Origin of the sequence: Variovorax multivorans (assembly GCF_051216835.1) — a bacterium.
Classification (GTDB): Bacteria; Pseudomonadota; Gammaproteobacteria; order Burkholderiales; family Burkholderiaceae_C; genus Variovorax.
The window spans coordinates 128,012-143,706 of the sequence record NZ_JBPJZL010000014.1; the positions used below are offsets into that span (position 1 = coordinate 128,012).

Consider the following 15,695-nt stretch of genomic DNA (forward strand, 5'->3'; position numbering starts at 1 on the left):
CAATGCGCACGGTATCCTGCCGAACGGCGCATGCCCCACCAAGGAGACACAACACATGAAACACCTGAGCGGTCTTGATGCCACCTTCCTGCACCTGGAAACGCCGGAAATGCCGATGCACGTGGGCTCCCTGAACGTGCTCGACCTGCCCAAGGGCTACAAGGGCGACTTCTACGAAGACGCCAAGAACTTCATGGCCAGCCGCATCCACCTGGCCGACGTGTTCACGCGCAAGCTCGCGCTGATGCCCTTCGACATGACCAACCCGGTGTGGGTCGAGGACGACGACATCGACCTCGACTACCACGTGCGCCACATCACGTTGCCCAAGCCCGGAACCAACCGGCAGTTGCAGCAATACGTGGCGCGGCTGCACTCCTCGCTGATCGACCGCAGCCGGCCGATGTGGGAGTTCTACATCATCGACGGCCTCAAGAGCGGCCAGGCGGCGCTCTACACCAAGGTGCATCACGCGGGCATCGACGGACAGGCCGGCGTGGAAGTGGGCAAGGCCATCTTCGACCTCGAGGCCACCGGCCGCGTCGTGAAGCCGCGGCGTTCGCGTCCGCGCAGCAGCGGCTACCAGCTGGGCATGGCTGAACTTGCCACCGCCGCGCTGCGCAACACCGCGCAGCAGTACGTGAAGCTCTTCAAGATGGCGCCCGCCATCGCGCGCGCCATCGGCGGCCTGGCCAAGCCCGACGAGAAGGCGGCCGAAAAAGACACGGCCGCCGCGCCGAAGAAGTTCAACCTCTTCGCGCCGCGCACCTCGCTCAACGTGTCGATCACCAACCAGCGCACCTTTGCCGGGCGCACCATCTCGCTGGCCGAGACCAAGTACATCGGCAAGCACTTCGGCGTGTCGCTCAACGACGTGGTCATGGCCACGGTGGCCGGCGCGCTGCGCCACTACCTGGCCGATAACAACGAGCTGCCGGCCAAGCCGCTGGTGGCCGGCGTGCCGGTGAGCCTGCGCGAGGCGGGCGACCAGACGGCCAACAACCAGGCCAGCATGATCCTGGTGAGCCTGGCGACCGACATCACCGACCCGGTGCAGCGGCTGAAGGCGATCAACGCGTCGTCGACCTCATCGAAGTCGACCATGAACCGCTTCAAGGCCGTGGTCCTGGACGACTTCCCGACCTTCGCCGCTCCCTGGCTGGTGTCGGGCATTGCGTCGATGGTGGGGCGCTCGGGCATCGTCAACCTGCTGCCGCCGGCGGCCAACGTGGCTATTTCGAACGTGGCCGGCGCGCCGTTTCCGATGTACTTCGCGGGCGCGCTCGTCACCTGCTACTACCCGGTGTCGATCGCCAGCCACGGCACGGCGCTCAACGTCACGGTGCAGAGCTACAACGGCCGCATGGACTACGGCCTGATTGCCTGCCGCCGTGCCGTGCCCGACATCACCGAGATCGGCGACTACCTGCTGGCCGAGCACAAGCTGCTGATGGAGCTGACGCAGAAGCACCCGGCCGCCGCCGGTGCGGCGCCCGCGCCGGTGCCGGCGAAGACCATCGAGGAGCCGTCGGACGAGGCCGAGCACGCGCCCGTTGCGGCTGCAAAGAAGAAGCCTGCCGCGCGCAAGAAGGCGCCAGTCAAGGTCGCGGCGAAGAAGGCGCCCGTGAAGGCAGCCGCAAAGGCACCGGTCAAGACCGCGGCGAAGAAAGCCACGCCCAAGCCGCCAGCCCGCAAGGCCGCACCGGCCAAGCGTTCCGGCAGCCCCAGGGCTGCTGCGGCATGATCGGCGCACGGAGCCCGGCCTGCAGAAAGAAAATTGGGGCAGTTGGACTAGTTTTCCGACCGTTCTAGTTTTTCAGGCCTAGGCCCTGCAGAAGAAGATAGGCCCATCGCGAAAGACATACCGTTTCCTTCGCGAGCCTTTCAACTTCAAGGAAATCACCATGTCCACGCAAACCACCATCGCTTCCGCAGCTGTTCACGTCGTCGGTCAATACAACGACGCTGGCAAGACCCTGGTCGGCGCTTACCGCACCGGCGTGCATCGCCTCCTGGGCGGCGCCGCTTCGCGCTACAGCAACTTCCTCGGCAGCCGCCAGATTCCGCTGGTGAGCGAGCAGGTCAAGGCCAACCTGATCGGCGCGCAAGAAAAGATCAACGGTTTCCTGGCCAACCGCCTGGACATCGACACCAGCCGCATCGTGAACGTGATGGACCGCGTTGCCGCCGGCACCACCAGCGGTATCGAATCGGTCGCCAGCCGCGTGGCTCGCGTCGAATCGCCGGTCGCCACCTCGGTGATCAACGCCCTGGGCGCGCTGAACCAGCCGATCGCCACCGTCTCGGTGCAGATCGCCGACAAGATCGTCGCCGGCACCAAGCAGATCGAAGCCCGCGTGAGCGGCGCCGAAGAAGCCAAGCCGGTTCGCACGGTGAAGGCCAAGGCCGCCGCCGCCAAGAAGCCGGTTCGCCGCGCTGCTGCCCGCAAGGCGGCCTGACCCCCGGGGCGCTTTGCGCCCCTTTTCTTTTTTCCGGCATCTGGAGCACTGCATGGCGACCCGTCCTGACGAAACTGCAAAGTTGAAGAAGAGGGCGGCGCCTGCGAAGAAGACGCCGGCCGCGAAGAAGGCGCCCGCGGCAACGAAGAAGCCCGCCGAGCCCGGCAAGGCCGAAGTCCTGCTGCGCGCCGGCCTCAAGGCGCTGGACAACGTGCGCAACGACGTCGCCAAGCGCCAGGCCAACGTGATCGAAGGCCTGCTCGGCATCGGGCAGGGCAAGGTCCCCAGCCTCGACAGCTTCGGCATCCGCAAGTTCGAGGACGTGTTCGACCAGCGCGTCGCCACCGCCATGCAACGCCTGGGCATGCCCGGCCCCGCCGAAGTGCAGGCCCTGCGCGACGAGGTTGCGCAACTGCGCGAACGCGTGGCGCAACTCGAAGGCGAAGGCACCGGCGCCGCCACCTCCCGTGGCCGCAGCGCCAAACGCTGAGCGACAACCCAGCAACAAGCCGGTTGTGGCCAGTTCCAACACCACACGCGACCGCATCCTGCAGGCCAGCCTCGCGCTGTTCAATGCGCAAGGCCTCGCGGCCGTGTCGACCCACAAGATTGCCGCCGAGCTCGGCATCAGTCCGGGCAACTTGCACTACCACTTCAAGGCCAAGCAGCTGATCGTCGAATGGCTGTTCCGGCGCTTCGAGCAACGGCTCGAGGCCCTGAACGGCTCGTCGGCATCGATCGCAGCCATCGACGACCTCTGGCTCGCGCTGCACCTGCGCTTCGAGGCCATCGACGAATACCGCTTCATCTATCGCGACATGGCCTTCCTGGCCAGCGAATACCCGGCGCTGGGCCAGCGTGCGCAGGCCCTCACCGCGCAGAACCTGCTGGCCGCGCAGACGCTGTGCGAAGGCCTGGTGGCCTCGGGCGTGATCGAGACCAGTGCGGAGCAGGCGCGCATCCTGGCGCTGCAGATGGTCTTCACCACCACCTGCTGGCTGTCGTTCGAGCGGCTCGTGCCGGGGCGCGACGCGCTGGCGCAGGCCGACCCCGGTCTGGCGGCTTTCTACACGCTCACGCTGGTTTCCCCGTATGTTTCCAGCGAATCGAGGGCTTACCTTGATTACCTGAGGGGCAAATACCTCGGATAAATGACGTTGTTGTCCGACGGGGCATTGATTCTTTCGGCCTCATGTTCGTCTTGAAGAAGATAAAAACCAAAAAGGAGCCATCCACCATCATGACCACCGCCACCCACGCCAACGAACCTGTCGCACCACCGTCGCGCCTCCTGCTGCTGGCCGAAGCCCGCGCGCTCTGGGAAACCGGCGCCGGCATCGCCATGTGGCCGCTGCTGCAACTCACGCCGCGTGGCGATGGACACCCGGTGCTCGTGCTGCCGGGCCTGGTGGCGGGCGATGGCTCCACGCTGCTGCTGCGCCGCTACCTGTGCAGCCGCGGCTACGACGCGCACGGCTGGGGCCTGGGCCGCAACTTCGGTCCGCGCGAAGGCGTGGAAGACGGCATGGTCGAGCTGCTGAAGACCCTGCACGACAACAGCGGCCAGAAGGTCAGCGTGATCGGCTGGAGCCTGGGCGGCGTGTATGCGCGGCTGCTGGCGTCTTCCTATGCGCCCATGATCCGCAACGTCATCACGCTGGGCAGCCCGTTCTCCGGCAGCCCGCGCGCCACCAACGCATGGCGCGTGTACGAAGGCGTGAGCGGCCAGAGCTCGCACGACCCGCGCCGCATGAAGTTCGTGCAGCCCACGCCGCCCGTGCCGACCACCTCGATCTTCAGTCGCACCGACGGTGTCGTCGCATGGCGCTGCAGCATCGAGAAGACCGGTCCGCAGTCGGAGAACATCGAAGTCATTGCCAGCCACCTGGGGCTGGGTGCGCACCCGGCAGTGCTCTATGCGGTGGCCGACCGGCTGGCGCAGCCGGAGGGCGAGTGGAAGCCCTTCAATCGCGGGGTGCTGGGGCCGCTGGTTTATCCGGACCCTGACCGCGACGCCTGAGTTGCGGGTTTCGAAGCAAAAAGCCGGCAATTGCCGGCTTTTTGCTGTCAGCCCATGACTTCCGTCACTTGTGGCGCGGCCGGCCCGCCCAAAACAATAGCGGCGCCATGTACCCCGACCTGCCGCCCGTCTACCCCCGCATCAAGCACGTCGACTTCCTCGAAGCCGTGCAGCCGATGCTCGACCAGATCGAGGCGCGGGGCGGCAACCGCGAGGCGCAGACGCCCGTGGCCTACCCCTTCGCTGGCGATTCCGATCTGCTGATGACGTTCGCGCTCGACACGCCCACGCAGTTCGTCACGCTGACGCACGAAGGCATGGCGGAAACGGGGCTCGACCCGCAGTCGCTGTACGAACTGGCGATCGACAACATGCTCCGGCAGGTGGAGCCCAATCTCGGCACGCAGGATCTCGTCATGTACAAGGCCCTGGTGACGGGCGACGACTTTGAGGCCTGCATGCTGCTGCTGCCGGACCTCTGGGCGCAGTTGTCGCAGGGGTTCAAGGGCGAGTTGCTCGCGGTGGTGCCCAGCCGCAACGTCATCTACTTCATGGACAGTGGAGCAAGCTTCGATGCCGGGGGAGAGCCGATCACGGCCGAGACCATGCTGGGCCTCATGTGTTCAGCTGCCGCCGAGGTCAAGGCCGAGGCGGGGCCCAATGGCCTCTCCGACAAGGTGATGGCGCTGACCCCGGACGGCTGGCACGTTCGCGGCACCTTCGAGGACCACATGTCGGCGCTGGCGGCCTGACGAGGCCCGCAGTCTTCCTTTCAGCTGCCGGCCCACACGTCCAGCACGTAGCGCTGGTCGGCAATCATCCTGTCCATCCACGCCGTGCTGTCGTGCCCATGCTCGCGCGCCAGATCGCTCAGCGTGCGCCGCACGTCGGGCTCCATGCGCGAGCCGTCGCCGCACACGTAGACCACCGCGCCGGCCTCCAGCAGCTTCCACACTTCGGCGGCCTGCTCGCGGATCAGGTCCTGCACATAGACCTTGCGTTCGCCCGCGCGCGAGAACGCGGTGTGCAGTTTCATCACGCCGCGGTGCGCCCAGGCCTGGAGTTCGTCGGAGTAGATGAAGTCCTGCTCGGGATGGCGGCATCCGAAGAACAGCAGCGCCTCGCCGAGCGCGTTGCCTGCCTCGATCTGCGCCGCGCGCTCCTGCAGGAACCCACGGAACGGTGCGAGGCCCGTGCCTGGGCCGACCATGATGAGCGGTCGGCTCGCATCGTCCGGCAGCCGGAAGCCTTCGGCCGTGGTCTCGCGCACCACGCCGTGCACCGTGTCGCCGGCCTCTGCGCGCGCCAGGAAGTTGGAGCACACGCCCTCGAAAGTACCGATGCCCGACTTGGCCGGGCCGCTCACCACACCCACCGTCACGCTGCACTTGCCCGGCGTCATCGTCGGCGACGAAGAGATCGAGTAGTAGCGCGGCGACAGCGGCGAGAGCATTTCGAGAAACACAGCGAACGGCACCTGGCAGGCGCGGTGCTCTTCCAGCAGGTCGAGCAGCGACTTGCGCTTGTGGAGCACGTCGGCCTTGTATGCGGCCTGCGAAGCCTCGTCGCTGCCCGACAGCGCCGCGAGCCTGGGCTTGGTGAACGGGCACTCGGTGTAGGCCGCGAGCGTGGCGATCTGCTTGCGCGTGGCCACGTCCTGCAGCTCGACGTAGTCGCCCAGCAGGCGGTCGACCGCAATCACCTGCTCCACTGGCAGCGCTGCCTTGCGGCCCGCGCCAGCATGCAGGCGCACGTGGGCCGTGCGATCGAAGCCGAAGCGCGCCATCGCGCGTTCGACCTGCGCCGGGCTGTTGCGCGGCACCACGCTCAGGTGGTCGCCGGCGCGGTAGATCAGGCCCTCGGGCAGCATCAGCTCGACGTGGCGCGTGGAGCGGCCGGCTTCTCCGTTGCCTCCGCTTTGCAGCTCGCGGTTCTCGATCACCCGCAGCGCCACCGCGCCCAGCGCATCGACGATCGCGTTCTTCTGCGGCGGCGGCAGCTCTTCGAGCGTGTAGAGCGGTTCGCTCTGCACGGGCGTGTCGGCGCCGGTCTTGATGTCGAAGGCCTTCACCAGCTCGGGCCAGAGCGCGTCGCTCCAGTCCTGGAAGGCGCCGTCCATGTCCTCGCGCGCATCGCCTTCGCCGCGCGGATGCACGCGCGTGGCGCCGAGCGCTTCGAGCCGTTCGTCGATGCGGCGCGGCACTGCCTGGTAGGTGGCGGCCCAGTCGGTGTTGCCGCAGCCGAACACGCTGAAGCGCACGCCGTTGAGCGAATCGTCGGCCTTGTCGAGCCAGCGATGAAACTCGGCCGCGTTGTCGGGCGCCACGCCGTTGTACGAGGCGCAGACGATGGCCACCGCGCCGTTGGCAGGCAGCCGCTCGGCGTAGTCGTCGAGCGAGGCCAGCTGCGTGGAGAAGCCGCGCATCTCGCCGGCCTCGGCCAGTTGGCGCGCAAGGTCTTCGGCCGTGCCGAGGTTGGAGCCCTGCAGCACCAGCAGCGAGGTGCCGTGGCGTGCTGTCTGGGGTTTGCGCGCGGCAGCTTGCACGGGCTGCACGGGGGCTGCGGCCGCGTCGGTCATGTTGCCGCGCGGACGCGTGGCCGGGTCGCGCAGCAGCGCCTTGATCTTGAAGTTCTCCGGCTTGATCGTCAGCGCTTCCTTGATCTTCAGCTTGTAGCCCGTGTGGTCCACGAGGTTGAAGCGCTGCAGGATCATCCCCAGCGTGAGCACAGCCTCCTGCAGGGCGAACTGCCGCCCGATGCAGGCGCGCTGCCCGTTGCCGAAGGGCTTGAATGCGTTCACCGGCCGCTCGCGCTCGGCCTCGCGCGTGAAGTTGTCGGGGTTGAACTGGTCGGCATCCTCGCCCCAGATGCCCTTGTCACGATGCAGCGCCAGCGCATGCATGATGATCATGTTGTTCTTCTTGATCGTGTACTGGCCGCCGATCTTCGTGTCTTCCTTGGCGCGCATCGAGATCGCGGGCGCGGTCGGGTACAGGCGCAGCGATTCCTTCAGCACCTGTATCACGTACTGCAGGCGGTTGACCTGCGCGTAGGTGGGCTTCTGCGTGGTGTCGGGGCCGAACACGTTGTCGACCTCGGCCTGCGCCTTGGCCATGGCCTCGGGATTGTTCAGCAGGAAGTAGATGGCAAAGGACAGCAGGCCGCTGGTGGTTTCATGCCCCGCGATGAGAAATTCGATGCACTCGTCGCGGATCATTTTGTCGGTGAGCTGCTCGCCGCTCTTCTTGTCCACGCCCGCGATCATGTAGCTCAGCAGGTCGGGCTTGGTGGCGATGTCGGCGCCGCTCGTGCGCCGCTCTTCGATGATGTCTTCCACCATCTTGTGCATGTAGCGGATGTCCTTGCGCTGCTGCGCGAGCTCCTTCTTCAGCATCAGCTCTTCGAGCGGCAGGCCGCGGCGGTTCTGCACCGTCTCCAGCGTGCGCACCATCGCATCGACGAAGGGATGAAAGCCCTCGCGGTAGAACGAGTTGAAGCGATAGCCGAAGCCGCACAGGCCGATGGTGTCGAGCGTGAGCGCGGTCATGTCGCGCACCACGTCCACCTCTTCGTCGAAGTTCAGGCGCTCCCACTTGGTGACCAGCTGCCCCGCGATGTCCAGCATCATCGGGTGATAGGCCTGCATCGCGCGCTGGCTGAAGTTGGCCAGCAGGATGTTGTGCGGCTTCGACCAGGTCTCCTCGTGCGTGTCCGAAGTGAAGAGCCCGTGCGAGGCGGCGCGCAGCCGTCGCAATGCACCGCGCGTGCTCTTGTCGAAGCGCGGCTCCTCGCAGAGTTCGTCGACCAGCGCGGGCGACGACACCACGATCACCGGCATGCCCGGCATGTCCAGCCAGTAGATACCACCGAGGTCTTGCGCGATCTTCCACATGTCGAGCACGGGAGAGTCGGACCCGATCGACAGCAGATTCCCGACGAAGGGTTTCTTCGCCGGATGCGGGATCGGGTAGAGCGAGTTTTTGCCTGCCATGGTCTTGTTGTGCCTTTGGAATGGACCCGCCTCTGATATCCGGGGTGTAACAACCGGAGTATCCCGATGGCATGGGGGGCAGGCAGGACGGGGTTTCCCTTAGGCTGGGGAGTTCATTCAGGGCGCAATCACGCCGACGGGGTGCCTTGCTCCGCGAATGTCCCCCGGCCTTCGGCCTCTTCCTTTATTTCGCTGCGGGGAGCACCCGGTGCTCTTCGCACGCACCCTGAAAGTCAGGGAGTCAGGGCCGAACCATCTTGCACTCAGTCCCCTGCGCCAGCTCGTTCCCGGTATAGACCGCGTCAGTGCGAAAGCCGTAGTTGGTACCTTCCCAGCCCGTCTTCACGGTCTTGCCATCCACCGGCACGATGGTGTTGACCACCTGCGGCAGCAACAACTGGTGGTCTTCGGCACGCATGCGCACCGGCCCCACCACAGAGTCGAACGTCAGGTCTTCGAGGGCCCGCGCCACCTTGATGGTGTCGGCGCTGCCGGCCTTGTTGATGGCCGCGGCCAGCAGGCGCGGCGTCATGTCGATGCGCGGCGCGAGGAAGTCCTTGCCCGTCTTGGCCTTGTAGGCCTTGGCCAGAGCGTCGACCTTCGGCGTGTCGGCCTCGCCCGGATGCCATTCGGCCACCCAGGTCAGCTGCCCCAGCTTCGCCTGCGACACCGCAGTGACCGTGCCCGGCACCGAGCCCGCACTGTGGTTGAAGTAACGCAGGTTGTAGCCTGCGTCGCCCGCTGCCTTCAGCAGCAGCGTCATGTCCTGGCCCCAGTTGCCGGTAATGACCGAATCGGCCCCGCTCTGCTTCACGTTGGCGATGTACGGCGCGAAGTCTTTCACGCGGCCGATGGGGTGCAGCGCCTCGCCCACGAACTGGATGTCCGGCCGCGCCAGGCCCACCAGCTGGCGGCCATAGCTGGCCCACTGCTTGCCGTGCGCGTAGTCCTGGTTCAGCAGATAGACCTTCTTCACATCAGGAGTCTTCTTGATGTAATTGGCCAGCGCCTTCATCTTCATCGCCGTGTTGGCCTCGGTCTGGAAGTGCCAGAAGCTGCAGCCCTTGCCCGTCATCTCGGGGTCGATGGAGGAATGGTTCAGCACGATCAGCTCCTTGCCCGGGTTGCGCTGGTTCCAGCGCGCCACCGACTGCACCAGCGCCGTGACCACCGACGAGCCCGAACCACCGGTGACGATGGCTTTCGCACCCTGGTCGATCGCCGCCTGCAGCGCGCTCTGGCTCTCCTGCGCCGAGAGCTTGCTGTCGAACTGCAGCAGCTGGAGCTTGGTGCCGCCGAGCACGCCGCCCTTGGCGTTGATGTCCTCGATGGCGTACTGCGTGTGCATCAGCATCAGCTCGCCGACGTTGGCAAAGGGGCCGGAGAGCGGATCGATGTAGGCGATCTTGTAGGTCTGCTGTGCTTGCGCGTGCGCGGCGCCGGCAGTGGCCAGCAGGCAGGCAAGGGCGATCCGCGCCAATGGCGCCTTCTTCAACTTCATGGTTTGTCTCCGGGGTGGTTGTCTTGTCAGTTCTTCGCTTGCAGTCCGATCACGCGGCTGGCCAGCTTCGTGAGCTCGGCCACCACCTCGTCGGGCGACAGGCGCCCGCCCGGGCGGTACCAGCTGTACAGGAAGCCCGGCAAACTGCACGCCGCGAGCGCGGTGATCTTGGTTTCCGCAAAGTCGAGATCGCCATCACGCCGCGCTTCTTCGAGCAGCGGGCACAGCAGGTCGTAGAAGTGATGCGCGAGCTTCTTCTGCGCGGCGATGTACTCGGGCCGGTACACCTGCGGCTCGCGGTAGGGGAAGAAGGCGACGGGGTGATGCGTGATGGTCGCGCGAATCAGCCGCTCGATGCCTTCGAGCACCTTCTCGCTCGCGCGGCGCGGGTCGGTGGCCGCGAAGTCGAGCGCGGTGAAGCAGTCGACCGCGGGGCGCCACGACAGCGTTTCGAAGATCTCCTGCTTGTCGCGGAAGTAGTAGTACACGAAGGGCTTGGTCACGCCCAGTGCGCGCACGATCTGCGCCATGGTGGTGTTCGCGTAGCCCTGTGCCGCAAAGAGTTGCGCGGCCGCCTGCAGGATGCGCTCGCGCTGCAGGTCGGTGCCCTGCGTGGCTGCGCGCTGTCGGCCCGTGCCCTGGGGCAGGTGCGGCTGCGCCGTCGTGTCGCTCTGGTCCCCAGAGGGTTTGTGCCGTGTCGCGGAAGTTATACCCATGGGTAGGATTGTTCGTGCACCATGCACCATTGGCAAGCGCCTGCCCGGTGCAGGCGGCTATCGATAACCCTGAGAAAGTGACGCCATGGAGACATTGCCCAACCGCCCGCAGCAGCCGCTGCACGAGTACCTGCGCACCCACGCACGCGAGCGTGGCGGAAGCACCGCCTGCCTCTGGTACGGCCACGCAATGAGCTGGGCCGAACTCGACCGCGCCAGCGACGCCTTCGCGGCGCGCCTGCAGGCACTGGGCGTGAAGAAGGGCGAGCCCGTGGTGCTCTTTCTCAACAACTGTCCGCAGTACCTGGTCGCCCACTTCGGCATCCAGAAGATCGGGGCCATCGTCTGCCCGAGCGGTCCGCTCAACAAGGAGCACGAGCTGGCCTACCAGGTCAACGACCTGAAGGCGCGCGTGATCGTCGCGGCCGCACCGCTGCTGCCGGTGGTGCGCAAGGTGCAGCCGGAGAGCGCGCTCGAACATGTGTTCGCGGTGCACTACGCCGACCTGCTGCCCGACCCGTCGTCGCTCGACCTGCCGGCCGAACTGGCCGCAGAGCGCAAGGCCGAACGCAGCGTGCCCGAAGGCTACGAAGACTTCCTGGCCGTGATGCGTGGCAACGCCAAGCCGCAGCCCGTGGCCATCGACATGGACGACGTGGCGCTCATGACCTACACGTCGGGCACCACGGGCCTGCCCAAGGGCGCGATGCTGAGCTACGGCAACGCGCTCTTCAAGACGCGCGCCGCGGCCGACTGCAACGGCGTGGGGCCGGGCGACGTGCTGCTGTCCATCGCGCCGCTGTATCACATTGCCGGCATGCTGATGGGTGTCAACGTGCCGGTGCTGACCGGTGCGGCTTCGGTGCTGTTGCACCGTTTCGACCCACGCGCCGTGCTGCAGGCCATTGCCGCCTACAAGGTGAGCTGGTGGTACAGCATCGCGCCGATGAATGTGGCCTGCATGCAGGTAAGCGACATCGCAAGCTTCGACTTGAGCAGCCTGAAGATGAATCCGGTGACCAGCTTCGGCATCACCTTCACCGAGCCGCTGGCGCAGCAATGGCGCACGCACGCACCGAACTGCACTTCATTCGAGGCCGCCTACGGCCTGAGCGAAACCCACACCTGCGACACCTACACACCGCACCACGCGCCGCGCTGGGGCACGCAGGGCATCGCAGTGCCGGGCGTGGCCATCCGCATCATCGACACGGACACGCAGGCTGACATGCCGGTGGGCGAAGTCGGCGAGATCGTGCTCACCAGCCCGGGCACCTTCAAGGGCTACTGGAACAAGCCCGAAGCCACTGCTGCCACGCTGCGCAACGGCTGGGTGCACACCGGCGACATGGGCAAGCTCGATGCCGACGGGTATCTCACCTTCATCGGCCGCTTCAAGGAAATGATCAAGGTCTCGGGCTACAGCGTGTTCCCCGAAGAGGTCGAAACCATCCTCATCAAGCACCCGGCGGTGGCGCAGGCGGCCGTCATTGCGCAGCCCGATGCCGAGAAGGGCGAGGTCGTGAAGGCTTTTATCGTGCGCAAGACCGGCGCCGAGCTCGACGCCGACGCGCTCATCGCCTGGGCGCGCGACAACATGGCGAGCTACAAGGCGCCGCGCTTCGTGAGTTTCATCGACGCATTGCCGACGACCGGCGCGGGCAAGGTGCTGCGCCGCTTGCTCAAAGACAAAAGCTGAGAGGTCCCGCTTGTTGTTCTCCAAAGTTCTGATTGCCAACCGCGGCGAGATCGCCGTGCGTCTGGTGCGCGCGCTGCGCGACCTGGGCATCGCCAGCGTGGCGGTGCATGCGCGCGACGATGCGGCGGCGCTGCATGTGCAGCTGGCCGACACAGCAGTCGCGCTCGATGCGACCGGGCCTTCCGCGTATCTCGATGTCGCGGCGCTGATCGCGGTGGCCAAGGCACAGGGCTGCGATGCGGTGCATCCCGGCTACGGCTTTCTCAGCGAGCGCGCCGATTTCGCACAAGCCTGCGCGGATGCCGGTCTTGTCTTCATCGGCCCCACGCCAGAGCAACTTGGCCTGTTCGGCGACAAGGCTCGCGCACGCGCACTGGCCGCGCAATGCGACGTGCCTGTGATGCCCGGCAGCGTGGGCGCAGTGACGCTCGCGCAGGCACAGGCCTTCTTCGCCGAGCAGCATGCACAGGGCGCGGGCGTGATGGTCAAGGCCATCGGCGGCGGTGGCGGGCGCGGCATGCGCGCGGTGCTGAACGCTGAAGAACTGCCCGAGGCGCATGCGCGCTGCATGTCCGAAGCCAAGGCCGCCTTCGGCATCGAAGGCGTGTATGTCGAGCGGCTGATGCGCAATGCGCGGCACATCGAAGTGCAGGTGCTGGGTGACGGCCACGCCGTGGCCAGCCTCGGCGAGCGCGAGTGCACGCTGCAGCGGCGCTTTCAGAAACTGGTGGAGATCGCGCCGAGCCCTTCGCTGCCTGAAGCCTTGCGCGCGCAGGTCACGCAGGCTGCGCTGCGCATGGCGAAGACGGTGGGCTATCGCGGGCTCGGCACCTTCGAATTTCTGGTCGATGCGGCATCGACGACGCTGCCCTTCGTCTTCATCGAGGCGAACCCGCGCCTGCAGGTCGAGCACACGGTGACGGAAGCTGTGACGGGGCTGGATCTCGTGCAGTTGCAGGTCGCCGTGGCCGCCGGCCAGTCGCTGGGTGAGCTTGGCGTGGAGGCCGATCACACGGCGGCGCAGCGCGGCTTCGCGGTGCAGTGGCGCATCAACGCGGAGACGCTCGACGCGCAGGGCAACGCTCGGCCTTCGGGCGGCACGCTCGCGCGCTTCGACCTGCCGGCTGGCCCCGGCGTGCGCGTGGACACGCACGGCTACACGGGCCTCGCGCCTTCGCCGCACTACGACACGCTGCTCGCCAAGCTCATCGTGCATTCGCCCTCGCCGCGTTTCGAAGACGCGCTGCGCCGTTCGCTGCGCGCGCTGGACGAATGCCACATCGACGGCATCGCCACGAACCTTTCGCTGCTGCGCGCCATCGCGGCGCGGCCTGAGTTCACAACGCAGGCGGTGCACACGCGCTTCGTGGAGGCACATCTGGGCGATCTGCTCGCGGCTGCTGCGGTGCTGGAGAAGCATGCAAAGAAGACGGTGGCGACACCCGCAGCGCAAGCGGTCGTCGCCGATGACGAATCGGACGAGCTCACCGTCAAGGCCCCGATGCCCGCCCGCCTCGTGCAGTTCGAAGTCGCCATCGGCGACGTGCTGCCCGCCGGCGCGCAACTCGGCGTGCTCGAAGCCATGAAGATGGAGCACCTGCTGCACGCGCCGGTGGCTGGCCGCGTAGTCGCGCTGCTGGCCGAGCCCGGTGACTACCTGATCGAAGGCCAGTCGCTGGTGCAACTGGAAGCCGTCGACGCGCAAGCCGTGCAAGCCGAGGCAAGCGCAGAGCACGATCTCGATGCGGTCCGCCCCGATCTGCAGAAGGTCATTGACCGCCACGCGCCCACGCTCGACGCGAATCGCAAGGCCGCCGTCGACAAGCGGCACGCACAAGGCGGCCGCACCGCGCGCGAGAACATCGCCGACCTGTGCGACACCGAGTCCGACCCTGGCAACTTCATCGAGTACGGCGCACTCGCCATCGCCGCACAAACGCGTCGTCGCACGCTCGAAGACCTGATCGCCAACACGCCCGCGGACGGCATGGTCACGGGCCTGGGCAGCATCAACGCGAAGCAGTTCGGCCCCGAGGTGTCGCGCTGCGCCGTGCTGGCCTACGACTACACCGTGCTGGCCGGCACGCAGGGCATGCGCAACCACCACAAGACCGACCGCATGCTGACGGTGGCGCATCAGCTGAAGCTGCCAGTGGTGCTGTTCGCCGAAGGTGGCGGTGGTCGTCCCGGCGATACGGACATGCCGATCGTCGCGGGCCTGAACAATCACACCTTCAGCCAGTTCGCGGCGCTGTCGGGCAAGGTGCCCGTGGTGGGCATCGTGCACGGACGATGCTTCGCGGGCAATGCGGCGCTGCTGGGGTGCGCCGACGTGATCATCGCCACGAAGGGCAGCAACATCGGCATGAGCGGCCCCGCAATGATCGAGGGCGGCGGGCTCGGCACCTTCGCGCCCGAGCAGATCGGGCCCAGCAGTGTGCAGTCGCGCAACGGCGTGATCGACATCCTGGTGGAAGACGAAGCTGCGGCGGTGGCCGCAGCCAAGCAATACCTGTCGTACTTCCAGGGCGCGACCACCGATTGGCAATGCGCCGACCCGCGCACGCTGCGCCACGTGGTGCCCGAAAACCGCCTGCGCGTGTACGACGTGCGCGCCGCGATGCGCGGCGTGGCCGACACCGGCTCGCTGCTCGAATTGCGCGCGGGGTTCGGCGCGGGCATCGTTACTGCGCTTGCACGTATCGAAGGCAGGCCGGTGGGGCTGATGGCCAACAACCCGCATCACCTTGGTGGCGCGATCGATGTGGAAGCAGCCGACAAATCCGCGCGATTCATGCAGCTTTGCAATGCGCATGGCCTTCCAATTGTTTCGTTGTGCGACACGCCCGGCTTCATGGTCGGGCCCGAAATCGAGGCGCAGGCGCAGGTGCGCCATGTGTGCCGCATGTTCATGGTGGCCTCGCATCTGCGCGTGCCATTCTTCGCCGTGGTGCTTCGCAAGGGCTACGGGCTGGGCGCGCAGGCGATGACTGCGGGCGGCTTCGACGCGCCGGTTTTCACCGTGGCCTGGCCCACCGGCGAATTCGGCGCGATGGGGCTGGAAGGTGCTGTGCGGTTGGGTTTTCGCAAGGAACTGGCCGCCGTGCCCGAGGGTGCGGAGCGCGATGCACTGTTCAAGAAACTGGTCGCGCAGCAGTATGCGAACGGCGAAGCAATCCACATGGCGCAGACGCTGGAGATCGACGCGGTGATCGATCCGGCCGACACGCGCACCTGGTTGGTGCGTGGCCTCTCGTCCGCGACGAAAGCATCAGAGGCTGCCTCTGCCTATGTAGACACTTGGTAACT

General features: G+C 66.6%; 11 protein-coding genes. 8 read left to right on the forward strand and 3 right to left on the reverse strand.

The features are described from left to right. Positions 1-55: 55 nt before the first annotated feature. The 6 genes from ACSFCA_RS29575 to ACSFCA_RS29600 all read left to right on the forward strand — a co-directional run bounded on the left by ACSFCA_RS29575 (position 56) and on the right by ACSFCA_RS29600 (position 5,231). Entirely contained in the window at positions 56-1,744 is a 1,689-nt protein-coding gene (locus ACSFCA_RS29575) for a WS/DGAT/MGAT family O-acyltransferase (RefSeq protein ID WP_435461935.1), read from the forward strand. A gap of 160 nt (positions 1,745-1,904) precedes the next feature. After that, positions 1,905-2,459 (forward strand): hypothetical protein, encoded by a 555-nt coding sequence (locus ACSFCA_RS29580; protein ID WP_093057666.1) that lies wholly within the window; start codon positions 1,905-1,907, stop codon positions 2,457-2,459. Between the two features lie 52 nt (positions 2,460-2,511). After that, positions 2,512-2,949, forward strand: coding sequence for a phasin family protein (locus ACSFCA_RS29585; protein WP_435461934.1), 438 nt, complete (start codon positions 2,512-2,514; stop codon positions 2,947-2,949). Between the two features lie 25 nt (positions 2,950-2,974). After that, a complete protein-coding gene (locus ACSFCA_RS29590) occupies positions 2,975-3,610 on the forward strand; it encodes a TetR/AcrR family transcriptional regulator (protein WP_093057664.1) in 636 nt (211 codons plus the stop codon). An 89-nt stretch (positions 3,611-3,699) separates the two neighbouring features. Beyond that, positions 3,700-4,479: an esterase/lipase family protein gene (locus ACSFCA_RS29595; RefSeq protein WP_435461933.1), complete on the forward strand. Its 780-nt coding sequence runs from the start codon at positions 3,700-3,702 to the stop codon at positions 4,477-4,479. 107 nt (positions 4,480-4,586) lie between these two features. Then, positions 4,587-5,231 (forward strand): DUF1444 domain-containing protein, encoded by a 645-nt coding sequence (locus tag ACSFCA_RS29600; protein ID WP_435461932.1) that lies wholly within the window; start codon positions 4,587-4,589, stop codon positions 5,229-5,231. 20 nt (positions 5,232-5,251) lie between these two features. Here the strand turns inward: ACSFCA_RS29600 and ACSFCA_RS29605 are convergent, their stop codons facing one another. From ACSFCA_RS29605 to ACSFCA_RS29615, 3 genes are all read right to left on the reverse strand, one after another. Beyond that, positions 5,252-8,470: a bifunctional cytochrome P450/NADPH--P450 reductase gene (locus ACSFCA_RS29605; RefSeq protein ID WP_435461931.1), complete on the reverse strand. Its 3,219-nt coding sequence runs from the start codon at positions 8,468-8,470 to the stop codon at positions 5,252-5,254. 241 nt (positions 8,471-8,711) lie between these two features. Further along, a complete protein-coding gene (locus ACSFCA_RS29610; protein ID WP_435461930.1) occupies positions 8,712-9,971 on the reverse strand; it encodes a branched-chain amino acid ABC transporter substrate-binding protein in 1,260 nt (419 codons plus the stop codon). Positions 9,972-9,997: 26 nt separating this feature from the next. Continuing rightward, the gene (locus ACSFCA_RS29615) at positions 9,998-10,687 is read right to left on the reverse strand and encodes a TetR/AcrR family transcriptional regulator (protein ID WP_093078947.1); all 690 of its coding nucleotides are present in this window, start codon (positions 10,685-10,687) and stop codon (positions 9,998-10,000) included. A gap of 85 nt (positions 10,688-10,772) precedes the next feature. On the opposite strand from ACSFCA_RS29615, the gene ACSFCA_RS29620 reads away from it, so the two are divergent. Further along, complete coding sequence (locus ACSFCA_RS29620) at positions 10,773-12,386, forward strand: AMP-binding protein (RefSeq protein WP_435461929.1); 1,614 nt, start codon at positions 10,773-10,775, stop codon at positions 12,384-12,386. 13 nt (positions 12,387-12,399) lie between these two features. Further along, entirely contained in the window at positions 12,400-15,693 is a 3,294-nt protein-coding gene (locus ACSFCA_RS29625) for a carboxyl transferase domain-containing protein (RefSeq protein WP_435462009.1), read from the forward strand. Positions 15,694-15,695: the final 2 nt, after the last annotated feature.

What these genes read in the sequence shown, in the direction of transcription:
- ACSFCA_RS29575 (WP_435461935.1), top strand. Translation starts at nt 56, where the DNA reads ATGAAACACCTGAGCGGTCTTGATGCCACCTTCCTGCACCTGGAAACG.
- ACSFCA_RS29580 (WP_093057666.1), top strand. Translation starts at nt 1,905, where the DNA reads ATGTCCACGCAAACCACCATCGCTTCCGCAGCTGTTCACGTCGTCGGT.
- ACSFCA_RS29585 (WP_435461934.1), top strand. Translation starts at nt 2,512, where the DNA reads ATGGCGACCCGTCCTGACGAAACTGCAAAGTTGAAGAAGAGGGCGGCG.
- ACSFCA_RS29595 (WP_435461933.1), top strand. Translation starts at nt 3,700, where the DNA reads ATGACCACCGCCACCCACGCCAACGAACCTGTCGCACCACCGTCGCGC.
- ACSFCA_RS29600 (WP_435461932.1), top strand. Translation starts at nt 4,587, where the DNA reads ATGTACCCCGACCTGCCGCCCGTCTACCCCCGCATCAAGCACGTCGAC.
- ACSFCA_RS29605 (WP_435461931.1), bottom strand. Translation starts at nt 8,470, where the DNA reads ATGGCAGGCAAAAACTCGCTCTACCCGATCCCGCATCCGGCGAAGAAA.
- ACSFCA_RS29610 (WP_435461930.1), bottom strand. Translation starts at nt 9,971, where the DNA reads ATGAAGTTGAAGAAGGCGCCATTGGCGCGGATCGCCCTTGCCTGCCTG.
- ACSFCA_RS29615 (WP_093078947.1), bottom strand. Translation starts at nt 10,687, where the DNA reads ATGGGTATAACTTCCGCGACACGGCACAAACCCTCTGGGGACCAGAGC.
- ACSFCA_RS29620 (WP_435461929.1), top strand. Translation starts at nt 10,773, where the DNA reads ATGGAGACATTGCCCAACCGCCCGCAGCAGCCGCTGCACGAGTACCTG.